General features: G+C 33.8%; 13 protein-coding genes. 2 read left to right on the top strand and 11 right to left on the bottom strand.

Annotated features, from left to right (window positions below):
- Positions 1 to 23: 23 nt before the first annotated feature.
- The 6 genes from yfcE to Q0X02_RS00955 all read right to left on the bottom strand — a co-directional run bounded on the left by yfcE (position 24) and on the right by Q0X02_RS00955 (position 7,261).
- Entirely contained in the window at positions 24 to 566 is a 543-nt protein-coding gene (yfcE, locus tag Q0X02_RS00980) for a phosphodiesterase (RefSeq protein WP_297810202.1), read from the bottom strand.
- Complete coding sequence (gene lon / locus Q0X02_RS00975) at positions 566 to 2,896, bottom strand: endopeptidase La (RefSeq protein WP_297810199.1); 2,331 nt, start codon at positions 2,894 to 2,896, stop codon at positions 566 to 568. The genes yfcE and lon overlap by 1 nt, the downstream gene beginning before the upstream one ends.
- A 61-nt stretch (positions 2,897 to 2,957) precedes the next feature.
- Positions 2,958 to 4,196, bottom strand: a complete 1,239-nt coding sequence (clpX, locus tag Q0X02_RS00970) for an ATP-dependent Clp protease ATP-binding subunit ClpX (protein WP_297810196.1) — start codon at positions 4,194 to 4,196, stop codon at positions 2,958 to 2,960.
- Positions 4,197 to 4,207: 11 nt separating this feature from the next.
- Entirely contained in the window at positions 4,208 to 4,795 is a 588-nt protein-coding gene (clpP, locus tag Q0X02_RS00965) for an ATP-dependent Clp endopeptidase proteolytic subunit ClpP (protein WP_297810192.1), read from the bottom strand.
- 33 nt (positions 4,796 to 4,828) lie between these two features.
- A complete protein-coding gene (tig, locus tag Q0X02_RS00960; RefSeq protein ID WP_297810190.1) occupies positions 4,829 to 6,148 on the bottom strand; it encodes a trigger factor in 1,320 nt (439 codons plus the stop codon).
- 132 nt (positions 6,149 to 6,280) lie between these two features.
- Positions 6,281 to 7,261, bottom strand: a complete 981-nt coding sequence (locus Q0X02_RS00955) for a cell wall-binding repeat-containing protein (RefSeq protein WP_297810188.1) — start codon at positions 7,259 to 7,261, stop codon at positions 6,281 to 6,283.
- Between the two features lie 129 nt (positions 7,262 to 7,390).
- Here Q0X02_RS00955 and Q0X02_RS00950 point away from each other — a divergent pair, with 129 nt between their 5' ends.
- Positions 7,391 to 8,053, top strand: coding sequence for a helix-turn-helix transcriptional regulator (locus Q0X02_RS00950; RefSeq protein WP_297810186.1), 663 nt, complete (start codon positions 7,391 to 7,393; stop codon positions 8,051 to 8,053).
- A gap of 15 nt (positions 8,054 to 8,068) precedes the next feature.
- On the opposite strand, the gene Q0X02_RS00945 is transcribed toward Q0X02_RS00950, so the two are convergent.
- Genes Q0X02_RS00945 through Q0X02_RS00930 form a run of 4 tightly spaced genes read right to left on the bottom strand, consistent with a single transcriptional unit; the run spans position 8,069 to position 10,863 of the window.
- Positions 8,069 to 8,206, bottom strand: a complete 138-nt coding sequence (locus Q0X02_RS00945; RefSeq protein WP_297810184.1) for a FeoB-associated Cys-rich membrane protein — start codon at positions 8,204 to 8,206, stop codon at positions 8,069 to 8,071.
- 27 nt (positions 8,207 to 8,233) lie between these two features.
- Positions 8,234 to 10,363 (bottom strand): ferrous iron transport protein B, encoded by a 2,130-nt coding sequence (gene feoB, locus Q0X02_RS00940; RefSeq protein ID WP_297810181.1) that lies wholly within the window; start codon positions 10,361 to 10,363, stop codon positions 8,234 to 8,236.
- Between the two features lie 14 nt (positions 10,364 to 10,377).
- Entirely contained in the window at positions 10,378 to 10,620 is a 243-nt protein-coding gene (locus Q0X02_RS00935; protein WP_297810178.1) for a ferrous iron transport protein A, read from the bottom strand.
- Between the two features lie 15 nt (positions 10,621 to 10,635).
- Positions 10,636 to 10,863: a FeoA family protein gene (locus tag Q0X02_RS00930; RefSeq protein ID WP_297810175.1), complete on the bottom strand. Its 228-nt coding sequence runs from the start codon at positions 10,861 to 10,863 to the stop codon at positions 10,636 to 10,638.
- Positions 10,864 to 11,293: 430 nt separating this feature from the next.
- Here Q0X02_RS00930 and glmS point away from each other — a divergent pair, with 430 nt between their 5' ends.
- Complete coding sequence (gene glmS, locus Q0X02_RS00925; RefSeq protein WP_297810172.1) at positions 11,294 to 13,114, top strand: glutamine--fructose-6-phosphate transaminase (isomerizing); 1,821 nt, start codon at positions 11,294 to 11,296, stop codon at positions 13,112 to 13,114.
- A 52-nt stretch (positions 13,115 to 13,166) separates the two neighbouring features.
- Here glmS and tsaD read toward each other — a convergent pair whose 3' ends face one another.
- Positions 13,167 to 14,189, bottom strand: a complete 1,023-nt coding sequence (gene tsaD, locus Q0X02_RS00920; RefSeq protein ID WP_297810273.1) for a tRNA (adenosine(37)-N6)-threonylcarbamoyltransferase complex transferase subunit TsaD — start codon at positions 14,187 to 14,189, stop codon at positions 13,167 to 13,169.
- Positions 14,190 to 14,205: the final 16 nt, after the last annotated feature.

The raw sequence follows: 14,205 nt of genomic DNA, 5'->3' as shown, positions 1-14,205 counted from the left end.
ATATCAATCACTTTTCTGATTGGCTATATATCAAACGCCGATATTATTTTTTTATTGTCAACATCTATGAGATTTATACTGCGTTCACTTATAGTCGCCACTGATTTTATGCCATCTTTTGGAATGGACGGACTTCCCGGATTCAATAAAATTACTCCGTCTTTTTCTTCCAATACTTTTTTATGAGTATGACCTGTAATCACGATGTCACATTTGTTTGATTTTGCAAGTCTTAGCCTATAATTCTCATCCTCTTCATATCCATGAACTGTCAAAATCCTAAATTTTCCAATATTCAAAAATCTTTTTTTGTTGGTTAAATCGTGTTCAATAACCATTTGATCGACATCGCTGTCGCAGTTACCTCTCGTGTAAATTATATTTTTTTTCGATTTTAACAAAACCGCTAAGTCTTTGGGATTGTAATCTTCAGGAAGAGCATTACGAGGGCCGTGATATAAAACATCACCCAAGTGCAAAATCGTGTCACAATCTTCGAGAATTTCCAAGGCTTTTTTTGTGTTTTTTAACGAGCCATGAGTGTCGCTTATTACTCCGATTTTCATTATACTAAAACCTCATCTAAAATTTCTTTTACGTTGTTTGTAAAATAAAACTTCATTTTTTGTCTGATTTTCGGGTCAATGTCTTGAATATCTCTCCTGTTTTCTTTTGGCAAGAATACATTGTTCACTCCGTATCTGTGAGCTGCTAATACTTTTTCCTTTACTCCGCCTATTGCAAGAACACGACCTGTAAGTGTTATCTCACCTGTCATTGCAAAATCGTGTTTCACTTTTTTTCCAGTCAATGCACTCACTAATGCAGTCACCATTGTAACACCTGCCGATGGACCATCTTTTGGAACAGCTCCTTCTGGAACATGAATGTGAACATCTTTGTCCTTGTAAAATTGACCTTTTATTCCCAAGGCTTCTTGGTTACTTCTAATATACGAAATAGCTGCCATCGCAGATTCTTTCATAACATCGCCGAGTTTTCCCGTTAGCTGAGTCTTTCCAGTTCCATCCATTACGTTCGCTTCAATTGTCAAAATAACTCCGCCAACTTGTGTCCAAGCTAATCCATTTACAACTCCTATTGTATCTACTTTTGGAATTTCATCATCGAGAACCAATTTGGAACCCAAAAATTTCTCGAGATTTTTTTCATTCACTACAACTTTTTTTGCATCTCCACGGACAATTTTCACGATGGCCTTTCTAATAACTTTTCCAATATTTCTTTCAAGCTCTCTTACGCCACTTTCTCTCGTGTAATTGTTGATTATCGTGCAAACAGCGTCTTTCGTTATATGAAATTGAGATTTGTCCATTCCATTTTCTTTTAATTGGCGAGGAAGCAAATATCTATTTGCAATTTCAAATTTTTCAGAATCTGTGTAGCTTGTAACTCTGATTACTTCCATTCTGTCAATTAGTGCATCTGGAATTTGCTCTTGTGAGTTGGCAGTCGTAATGAACAACACGTCTGACAAATCCACGGGAATTTCAATGTAATTATCCGTAAACTCATTGTTTTGTTCTGGGTCCAAAACCTCCAACAACGCACTTGCGGGGTCTCCTCTGAAATCACTTGCCAACTTGTCAATCTCATCCAGCAAGAAAACCGGATTTAATTTTTTCGCTTTTTGAAGTTGTGTGATAATTCTTCCTGGCATTGCGCCGATATAAGTTTTTCGGTGGCCTCTGATTTCAGCCTCATCACGCACGCCTCCCAATCTCATTGAAACAAATTTTCTATTAGTAGCCTGTGCGATTGACATTGCGATGGAAGTTTTGCCGACTCCTGGGGGGCCAACTAAGCAAAGAATGGGTCCTTTCAACGAACCAGTCATCTTTTTAACAGCTAGATACTCTAATATTCTTTTCTTCACATCTTCAAGTCCAAAATGTCCATCATTTAAAACTTTTTCCGCTACTTTTAAATCAATTGAGCTTTTTGATTTTTTGTTCCACGGAATATCCAAAATTTGATCGATGTAATTTCTTATAACCGTACTTTCTGGATTGTTTGGATTCATTGATGATAATCTTTTTATTTCTTTTAGTACGTGTTCTTCGGAATCTTTTTTTAGACGTAATTTTTTAATTTCATCATAATATTCGTCCATATCATCAACGTCAAATTCTTCTCCTAATTCCATTTTGATTTGTCGCAATTGTTCTTGAAGAAAATATTCCTTTTGAGAATCTGAAATTTCCTTGTTAGCTTTTTCTTCGATTTCTTCTTTTAACTTCAGAAATTCAATTTCTTTTACCACTAACTTGTACATCAAATCGATTCTCTCGTCCATATCCAATGTTTCTAAAAGCTTTATCGAATCATTGTCATTTAACGAAATCAACATCGCAACTGTGTCTATCAAAGAACTTGGGTCATCTTCATTCAACAATCCGCTCAACAAATCTTGTGGAAGCGGCTTTTTTATTATTTCTGCCAAGCTTTCAAATGAAGAAATTATCATTCTAATCATAGTGACAGATTTGTCAGTTGGTTGATATTTTGATTTGTCATATTCCAAAACTTCAACATTCGCTTCCAAAAAACTGTCATTTTCTATAAAATCAATAATTTTTGCTCTATCATACGCCTCGACCAAGACACGAATATTCCCATTGGGCATCTTTATTGTCTGTTGAATTTTTGCAAACACACCAGTATGATAAAAATCATCTTTTGTTATATTTTCTGTTAATGGGTCTTTTTGTGTACATATAAAAACCTCTGAGTTTCTTAAAAGGCTCGCATTTAAAGCATTTAATGAAACTTCTCGTCCAACTTCAAAATGTTGTATATTGTTAGGAAAAAGCCACAAACCACGCAACGCGATTATCGGCAATTTCTTGTTTGATTTTGTATAATATTTTTCCATCAAACCCCTCTTTCAACTTATTTATTGATAAAAATAGCTCACAAAAAGTGAGCTATTAACATTATTTATTATTAGTTTTAAAAACAAGCTTTGGATTTTTGCCTTGAAGCACACTCTCTTTTGTTAAAATAACTTTCTCTACGTCTTTTCTCGATGGGAGTTCAAACATAATATTCATCAAAGTTTTTTCTATTATAGTTCTCAAACCTCTAGCACCTGTTTTTCTTTCGTAAGCTAATTTCGCAATAGCCTCCAATGCTTCTTTTTCAAATTCCAACTCAACATCATCCATTTTAAATAATTCTTGATATTGTTTTATGACAGCATTTTTAGGTTCTAAAAGTATTCTGATTAGAGCTTGCTCATCCAATTCATCTAGTGTTACCAAAACAGGTATTCTTCCAACAAATTCAGGAATCAAACCAAATTTTATTAAATCTTCTGGTCTAATATCTTTGAACAACTCAGAAATCTTTTTGTGTTCATCATCTCCCAAATCTGCCCCAAAGCCTATGGATTTTGTCTCTGTTCTTCTTTCTATTATTTTTTCCAGGCCTTCAAATGCTCCTCCGACTATAAACAATATATTTTTCGTATCAACTTGAATATATTCTTGGTTCGGATGTTTTCTTCCGCCTTGTGGTGGAACATTGCAAATAGTGCCTTCCACTATTTTTAGAAGTGCCTGCTGAACTCCTTCGCCACTAACATCTCTAGTGATTGAAGGATTTTCGCTTTTTCTTGTAATCTTGTCGATTTCGTCAATGTAAATTATGCCTTGTTCCGCTTTCTCAATGTCAAAATCAGCTGCTTGAATGAGTTTCAAGATGACATTCTCTACATCTTCTCCAACATATCCTGCTTCAGTAAGACTTGTAGCATCTGCAATTGCAAATGGCACATGCAAAATCTTAGCCAATGTTTCTGCTAACAAAGTCTTGCCACTGCCCGTTGGCCCAACCAATAAGATATTTGATTTTTGTAATTCAACATCGTTGTTTTCGTTAAGATTTGAATTGATTCTTTTATAGTGATTGTAAACAGCAACTGCCAAGGCTTTTTTACCTTCCTCTTGCTTGATTACATAATCATCCAGTACTTTTTTGATATCTATTGGTTTAGGTAAATCAATCGCTTCTTGTTCTAAAGGCTGAGATTTAAATTCTTCTTCGATGATACTGTTGCACAATTCAACACACTCGTCGCAGATAAAAACCCCCGGCCCTGCAATCAATTTTCTGACTTCATCTTGTGATTTTCCGCAAAAAGAACATTTATATTGATTTTCATTTTTTGGCATTTAATATTCCTCTATTTAGAAGTGTAAATAACTTCATCTATCAATCCATACTCTTTTGCTTCTTCAGCAGTAAGTATGAAATCTCTATCAGTGTCTCTTTCGATTTTTTCAAGAGGTTGTCCAGTTCTTTCAGATAATATCTTGTTCAATAACGCCCTTTTTTTGAGAATATTTTTCGCGTGAATTTCGATATCACTGGCTTGTCCTTGTGCTCCGCCAAGTGGTTGATGAATTAAAGTGTCAGCATTTGGAAGAGCAAATCTTTTTCCCTTTGCACCACTTGTCAATAAAATTGCCCCCATACTGGCAGCCATTCCCACACAAATAGTGGATACATCAGGCTTAACATACTGCATTGTATCGTAAATTGCCAAGCCCGCGCTCACAGAACCACCCGGAGAATTTATATATAATTGAATATCCTTTTTTGGATCTTCACTTTCTAAAAACAACAATTGCGCAATAACAAGATCCGCCATCTGGTCATTAACCTCGCCTGTAACGAAAATAATTCTCTCTTTTAAAAGTCGAGAAAATATATCGTAAGACCTTTCGCCCCTGTTACTTTGCTCTACAACCATTGGTACTAAAGATGGCATACATAACCCTCCTATTTTCCAATTAAATGGATTTTATTTATCTGATTTTTCTTCTTTTTTAGTTTCAAATTTAGTGTTTTCTACAAGTTTTTCTAGTGCTTTTTTTCTCTTGATGTCTTCTTTCAAAAATTCGATATTTGGACTGTTTTTGAAATCGTTGATGAATTTTTCTTCGTCATCTTTTCCGTAAACTTTGGCAAATTCTTTTAATTGTTCGTCCAATTCTTCTTCTGTTGATTCGATGTTTTCTTTTTCAATGTATTTTTCCAATACCAAATCGCCTTTTACTTTCAACTGTGCATTAGCTCTCAATTCATTCTTAACATCTTCTTCTTTTGAGTTAGTGATTTGGAAATATTGCTCAGTGTTAAGTCCCATTTGTTGAACTCTCTTAGCGAAATCTTGGAATTGACGATTTACTTCATTGTCAATCATTGATTCTGGAACATCTATTTCAGTGACATCAATCAAAGCTTCAACAGACTTGTTTTGTTTTTCTACTAATAGTCTTTGTTCATTGTCTTTTTCTAAGTGTTCTTTGATGTCTTTTTTGTATTCATCCAATGTGTCAAACTCAGAAACATCTTTTACAAATTCATCATCTAATTCAGGCATAACTTTTTCTTTGATTGAATTGATTTTGCAAACAAATTTAGCATCCTTTCCCTTCAAAGAAGCTTCGTGATAATCTTCTGGGAATTTAACATTTACGTCAAATTCATCTCCGATATTGTGACCTATGATTTGTTCTTCAAAACCTGGAATGAAAGTATGTGAACCTAGAGTCAATTCATAATCTTCAGCTTCTCCACCATCAAATGCTTTATCTCCGACAAATCCTTTGAAATTGATAGAAACAATGTCGTTTTCTTTAGCTTCTCTTCCTTCAACATCTTGCATTCTAGCATTGTGTTCAAGTTCATGCTTTATTTTCATATCAACATCAGAATCAGTTACTTTGTATTCTTCGATTTCAGCTTTAAGATTAGAATAATCTCCCAATTCAAACTCTGGCTTCAAATCAACAGTGAACTTCACTTTGACATCATTGTTTTCAGTGATATCGTCAAGGTCAATTTCTGGTTGAGAAACTGGTTCTAATTCTAATTCTTCGATAGCTTTCTCATAAAGGCTTGGCAATAAAAGATTTACAGCATCTTCGTAGAATAATCCTTCGCCATACGCTCTTTCCAACATTTTTCTAGGAACCTTGCCCTTTCTAAATCCTTTCAAACTGAATCTGGATCTATTTTTTTTGTAACTTTCCTCTATCGCATTATTGAAATCTTCCGCAGGTATTACACTAGTAAATACCGCTTGGTTTTTTTCTTTACTTATAAGCTCTGCGCTCATACTTTCCTCCTAATTTTTTATTTAAATTTATAATAATTTCATCTTCAAAAAAAGAAATTCCAGCTAATATTATACCCTAAATGGCAATTTTTTTAAAGTTTTTTGCAAAAATCAAGTAAAAACAACTCGTTTTCAATCAATTTTATAAAATAATTCTAGTTTTTTTGCTAAATTGGTAAAATTAGACTCACTTCTTCCTATATATACTGCAGGTTTTGTTGACGTGGATAGCAATTTATTGGTCGTCTTGTCAACATTTCCTTCATTTACCAAAACATTTACGTAGTTTTTACTTATACATACATAACTCGAAAGCAGCGTTGCCCTTGTATCTTTATAGTCTGTGAATATTATTTTCGAATAATTTATTCCAGAATTTTGTGAAAAATTCGCCTCATACACCGACTTATAATCGTTTCTAATTACTTTGAATCCATTTTCTTTTAATTTATCATCGTAAATCTTACCTACAACCGAATAAGGTTGATCAATTATCACCTTGGAAATCCCCCTGTCAATAGCTAACTTTATAATGGAATCGTCGAATTTTTTACCATTGACAAATGAAATCGCAAATCCATTTTTTAAATAGCTACCGATTTTTGCACTCACATAACTAAAATTAGAACTATCACTAATTACTAGTGTGTCCGTGGGATTGAGATTGGTGTTTTCTTTTATCACGTTTTTTGCAACTTCGAATCTGTTTTTGCCATCAATTCTTGTAACTAAAAGACCTTTCAGTTTGAGATTGTCGGACACTTTTTCACAAACAGACTTTTCCCCACCAATAATGTATACGTTCTTGGCTTTTAATCTAATTGTTTCATTTAATATAGGGCTGTCTTCCTTAACATAGTCACCGTCATTTTTTATCAGCATAATGGCTGATTTATTCTTATACGCAAAGCTCAACGCACTAATAACATCGCTTTCTTTTTTTTCATTGACTATGACAAGATTTGGAATTTTATTGAACATCTCTTTATTCAATTGTACCGACAAATCAGAATAATCTTCTATTATTGACTTGTCTAATTTCAAATCGCCATCTGCTTTAGATTTTGTAGACAAAAACAAAAAGCACAGACAAAAAATCAAAAATTTTTTCATATTTACCTCTTTCAATAATTATATATTAAAACAGCAAGTTTTTGCAAAAAATTGTTAATTCTTGCTTATTTGTACGATTTAGTTATATAATAAACATATAGATTCAAAACAAACGAAAGGATTTGAAATATGATTACGCTTCAGTCAAATTTAATCAACGCTGTTTTGTTAAAGCTAAATGAACAAGCCAACGAATACGCGGATGAGTTGAGTAAAAATTGGGACGATTCCGAATCCAATCCGAGAAATAATAAAAACACCATTATTCAATTATTGGGAATTTTTTTCTGGAATCAATTAAAAAACACAAATGATGAAGAAAAATTAAAATTACAAGAGAAAACAAAAAATAAATTTCTTTTTAAAATAGAAAACTGCGAATCTAAAAATTTACGCAATGTTCTTTTTGAAATTGTGGACTATTATTCATCAAATCAAGATATTTTCACAAAAGGATGTGAAAACCCTCTGATAAAAAGAGCTCTTGATTACATCTACAACAACTGTGACAAGAAAATCTCGTTGGATATTTTATCAGAACAATTTCACGTTTCAAGAAGTTATTTGTCGACATTGATTGCGCAGAATACTGGAACAAATCTTCCAAATATTTTGAATACATTTAGAATTGAAAAAAGCATTTTATTGTTGACTAATACCGATAAATCTATAACGGAGATTTCAAAATCTGTCGGTTTCAAATCCGATTCTTATTTTTGTCAACAATTTAAGAACATAAAAAAAGTCACTCCCAAAAAATTTCGCACAATAACAAAGCGTGGTCTGTATTAGACCACGCTTATTTTTTTATTTGTCATAATTTTTAGAATGTGGACAAGAACCGGATCCGCAATCACAGCTTCCACCTTTTTTTATAATATGACGTATTGCAAAAACAACTGCAACCGCAATTACAATTAATACTACTATATCTGCAATGTTCAAAAAATCACCTTCTTTTAAATTTTAACTCTATTGTACTGCTCTTTTTGATTCATTGTGTTTGTATTTATCTTTTCTAAATATCAAGTACAACATTGCCACTAATACTACAACTGCAATTCCAGTGCTCAATGTGAATGCTTGTTTCAATACTAGTACATTTAGGAATTGATATACCATAAATGAAATTATATAAGCAAATACGATTTGATAACAAATTGCAAATGCTGTCCATTTTCCTGAGTTCATTTCTTCTTTTATTGCACCTACTGCTGCGAAGCAAGGAACTGTTAATTGGTTGAAAATCAAGAAGCTCAATGCAGATGCAATTGTGAAGTGAGCCTTTACCAAAGTCGCTACCTTGTCTGCATCATCACCAACGCCTGATACGATACCGTAAACGCTGACTACCATTTCTTTTGCAACTGTTCCTAAGAAACTTGCAACAGTTGCTGTCCAGTTACCGAATCCCAATGGAGCAAATAATGGAGCGAATATTTTTCCGATATAAGCCAATATAGTATCAGTACTGTTATCGTCGAAATGAACAAATTCTCCCTTAACAGATATGTTTTGCAAGAACCATACGCAGATTGATGCAACTAAGATGATTGTACCTGCTTTTATGATAAATGATTTAGTTCTATCCCAAGTCACACGCAAAAAATTTGAAACAGTTGGTGTATGATATTCAGGAAGTTCCATTACGAATGGAGCAGGTTCACCAGAGAATGCTTTTGTTTTCTTCAAAATAAGACCACTGATTATTACTGCCAAAATTCCTGTAAAATACAATAATGGAGCAAACCACCACTGACCGAAAATTGCTGCTGCAAATAATGCTATAATTTCTGTTTTTGCACCGCAAGGCATAAATGATGCAACGATTATAGTCATTTTTCTGTCGTTTTCATTTTCAATAGTTCTTGTTGCCATAATTCCTGGAACTGAACAACCAGTACCAATCAAAATCGGAATAAATGATTTACCAGATAAACCAAATTTTCTGAACATTCTATCTAATATAAATGCAATTCTTGACATATATCCGATATCTTCCAAAATAGCAAGCAATAATTCTAGTGTTGCAATCATAGGCAAGAATCCCAATACTGCACCAACACCGGCAACAATACCATCTACTACAAGGCTTGTCAACCATTCGCTAGTTCCAATTACTTCTAATCCTTTTGTAGCTAAATCAGCTAATTCACTTCCCATTACAACATCTGCCCACCAATCGTGGAATGGAGGACCACCGACAACTTTAACTGCAATGTAGTAAACTGCCATCATTATCAACACGAAAATTGGCAATGCCAAAAATCTGTTTGTAACAATTCTATCGATTTTATCACTGACAGTTAAACCAGTTCTACCTTTTTTAACTGCCTTAGTTGTCAATGATGTTATAAATGAATATCTTTCGTCTGTGATTATAGATTCACCGTCATCATCCATTTCATCTTCAACAGTTGACACGATTGATTCTACTCTCGCTTTTTCGTCTGGAGTCATTGTTACGGCTTGCATAGCTTTTTCGTCTCTTTCCAAAGCTTTAATAGCAAACCATCTTTTAGCATCAGAATTTTTAATAAACTCTACGCTGTTTTCAATTTCTGTTAGTACATTTTCAATTTTTTCACTAAAATCGCTGATTAATTTTGGTTGACTTGTCGCTTGTTTTTCTGCAACAGCAATCAATTCATCAAGATTTTGTTTCTTTAATGCCGATACTTCGACAATAGGAACTCCAATTTTTTCTGTAATCAACTTTGTATCTATCTTATCGTTGTTTTTTTTGACAACATCCATCATGTTAAATGCTAACACCATTGGTATTCCAATTTCTGATAATTGAGTTGATAAGTACAAGTTTCTTTCGATGTTAGACGCATCTATAACGTTGATGATTACATCAGGTTTTTCGTTGATAAGATAATTTCTGCTGACTACTTCTTCCAAAGTATATGGAGATAAAGAATAAATACCTGGTAAGTCGGTAATTTTAATCTCCTTTTTTTTCTTTAAACTACCCTCTTTTTTTTCTACAGTAACACCTGGCCAGTTACCAACGTATTGGTTGGAACCTGTCAAAGCGTTAAATAATGTAGATTTACCACTGTTAGGGTTACCAGCTAACGCTATTCTAATAGACATAAGTCCTCCTAAAATTATTTATTTATTTTTTCAATTAAAATATTTTCTGCATCGCCTTTTCTAAGACTCAATTCATATCCTCTTAAATTGATTTGAACCGGATCTCCCAAAGGTGCAACCTTTCTAATGTAGATTTCTACATTTTTTGTAATGCCCATATCCATAATTCTTCTTTTTACAGGACCTTTACCCAAAATCTTGACGATTCTGTAGTAAGAACCTACTTCGGCATTCTTCAGATTCAATTCATTATCCACTTATATACCCTCCTTTTAACCAATAGAATTGACTTCAATCCTCGTAGCTAAATCTTTTCCGATAGCTACTCTTGACCCTTTTATTTTAACTATTAAATTTCCAAAATTTTCAGAAACAACAGTTATAACGGCTCCTTCAATGAATCCCATATTATTCAATAGCTTTTTTTGTGATTCATCTTTTATCTTCTTGATTTTGATAATTTCAAAATCCTGGTTCAGTGGCGCTATTGCCAAATTCATAAAAATCACCCTCAATTTAAACGTTTAAATTTATTGCACTGTTATTATATTGATAAAGAAAATTATTGTCAAGACTAATCAATATTTATTTTCAAAATCTTTTTAATTTGTTACAAAAATGTTCTTGTTTGTTTCAAAAATTTTATTTTTCTTCGCAATCTTTTACATTAATTGCAAAGTTTTTTTTGGTTGTTGCGAAATTATTGCAATTTTCCAATAAAATTTACACTAGAATTTTTATTTGATATAATAACTCAAGAGATAAAAAGGACAAAGCGCCAGACCTTTTTTAGGTTAACGAGGGATAGAGTTATCGAAGTATTCGGCGGGAGCTCTATAGGTCACACAGCCTTAGCATTTAACAAAGTTCAAAAGTGATTTTGAAACAAAAAAAATGAAGTGTATCTCGAAAAAATTTGGAGGTAAATTTATGTGCGGAATAGTTTGCTATAATGGCGAGAAATCTGCTGTTGAAGTCATATTAAACGGACTCGAATCACTGGAATACAGAGGATATGATTCAAGCGGAATTTCTGTTGTTACAGACAAGATTGAAACGGTAAAAAGAAAAGGAAAATTGCAAAATTTAATAGATTCTATTGATGAGATTGATAAAAATGCAAATATTGGAATCGGTCATATCAGATGGGCAACTCATGGCGAGCCAAATGAAATCAACGCTCACCCACAAGTAAGTTCTGACGGGAAGTTTTCTGTTGTTCACAACGGTATTATCGAAAATTACAAAGAATTAAAAAAAGAAATGGAAGGTTATGGTTATAAATTCAAATCCACGACAGACACCGAAATTGTCGTTGCTTTGATTAGCCATTACTATAAGGACAGTTTGTTAGAAGCTGTAAAATCTACAGTCAACAGATTAAAGGGCGCTTATGCGTTGGGAATTGTTTCAGAGTATGAGAAGGACAAATTAATCGCTGTGAGAAAAGAATCTCCGTTGATTCTTGCAAAATGCGATGACGGAATCATTCTCGCAAGTGATATTCCTTCCGTTTTGAAATACACAAGAGATATTGTGTATTTAGAAAATGGTGATGTCGTTGAGATTGACAAGAAAGGCTACACTATTTACGATAAAAACTTCGAAAAAATTGATAGAGAAGTTAAAACTGTAAATATGACATTGGATCAGGCTAGTAAGGGTGGCTACAAGCACTTTATGTTAAAGGAAATAAACGAACAGCCCGAAGTTGTAAAAGAAACTTTGAAGCACAATGTCAAAAAGAATTTGATAGATTTCGACGAAAATTCCTTGTCAAAAGATGAATTAAAAAATATCAACAAGGTCTACATCGTCGCATGTGGTACTGCTTTTCACGCTGGAGAAGTTGGCAAGGTCGCAATCGAAAAACTCGCAAAAATACCTGTAATTACAGATATTGCATCTGAGTTTAGATACAATGACCCATTTATCGATGAAAAAACTCTTGTTATTTTGATTTCTCAATCCGGCGAGACCGCTGACACATTAGCTGCTCTTCGTGAATCGAAAAACAAAAACGCCACTGTCTTGGCAGTTACAAATGTCGTTGGTTCATCCATCGCAAGAGAAGCTGACAAGGTAATCTACACGTTAGCCGGCCCTGAAATTGCAGTAGCAAGTACTAAAGCATACATTTCTCAGTTGGTTACAATGATAATGTTGGCGTTGGATTTTGCAAAAAAATTAGACAGAATAACAGATTCTGATTATTCAAAATACATCGACGAGTTGGAAAGGATGCCTGAAAAAATCAAACAGGCTTTGAAATGTGAACCTATCACAGAAAAAATTGCCGATTTAATCAAAAATGACAATTCTATGTTTTTCATAGGTCGTGGGCTTGACTTTTTGAGTGTAAAAGAAGGCGCTTTAAAACTAAAAGAGATTTCTTACATTCACACCGAAGCTTTTCCTGCCGGTGAATTGAAACACGGTTCTATTGCTTTGATAGAAAAAGATACGCCTGCTTTGTCTGTGATTACGCAATCAAAACTAGCTGAAAAAACCATATCAAATGTTCAAGAAGTCGTTACAAGAGGAGCAAAGGTATTTACAATCACTGTCGAAGGAAATGATTCAATGAAAGATTTCTCCGAAGAAATAATCTTCATTCCTAAGACTTTGGATTTGTTGTATCCGATACTTTCCGTAATTCCTGAACAATTATTGGGCTATTACACTTCTTTGAAAAAAGGATTAGATGTAGATAAGCCTCGTAACTTGGCTAAATCAGTTACAGTAGAATAAAAAATAAGAAGTGCAAATTTTTGAAATTGATTCAAATTTTGCACTTCTTTTTTTATAATTCTAAGTTAGGATATACTTTCAAATCCAATCCGTCTTGTTTGCCATTTATATAATCATAATAACCCGCTGACGCTATCATAGCAGCATTGTCGGTGCAGAGAATTTTATCTGGAAAGTAAACTTTTATTCCCTTTTCTTCCGCCTTTTCCAAAACTCTTTCTTTTAGCCTTGAATTTGCCGCAACTCCACCACTCAAAACAAAAGTTTTTTGGTTTTTTTCTTCTAATAATCTAAATGATTTTTCTACCAAAACATCTATCACCGCTTCTTGGAAAGATGCTGCGACATCTTCTTTGTTTATATCCTCATTTTTTTGTTTTTTGTTGTTAATGTAGTTCAATACAGCTGTTTTCAATCCACTGAAGCTAAAATCGTAGCTGTTTTTTTCGAGCATTACTCTTGGAAAATCAATAGCGGATGGATTGCCCTGTTTTGCGAGTCTGTCTATTACAGGTCCTCCAGGATATTCCAGTCCTAACGCACGAGCAACCTTGTCGTAACTTTCTCCACACGCATCATCTCTAGTCGAGCCTATAATCTCGTAATTTTGATAATCCAAAACATTTATCAAGTAAGTGTGTCCACCCGATACAACCAATGAAATGAAAGGAGGCTCTAAATCTTTGTGACTAATATAGTTGGCACAGATATGGCCTTGCATATGATTGACTCCAACGAGTGGTTTCTTCAAACAAAAGCTCAAACTTTTTGCACAAGAAATTCCAACAAGCAAGGCGCCAATAAGTCCTGGACCTTTTGTGACGCAGATAACATCAATATCTTTCATTGTTATGTTTGCCTCGTCCAATGATTGTTGCAAAATTACATTCATCGCTTCCAAGTGAAGACGGCTTGCAACTTCTGGGACAACTCCGCCGTATCTTTTATGCACGTCAATTTGAGAAGAAATGACATTGCTCAAAACATCTCTTCCGTTTTTTAAAACTGCAACACTTGTCTCGTCACACGAAGTTTCGATTGCAAGTGTTATTATATTTTCTTTATTTTTTTCCATATCCAACATCATCCTC

The organism is uncultured Finegoldia sp. (assembly GCF_947252345.1).
Lineage (GTDB): Bacteria > Bacillota > Clostridia > Tissierellales > Peptoniphilaceae > Finegoldia.
The sequence above is the reverse complement of the archived record's forward strand: the minus strand, read 5'-3'. Positions and strand labels throughout refer to the sequence as shown.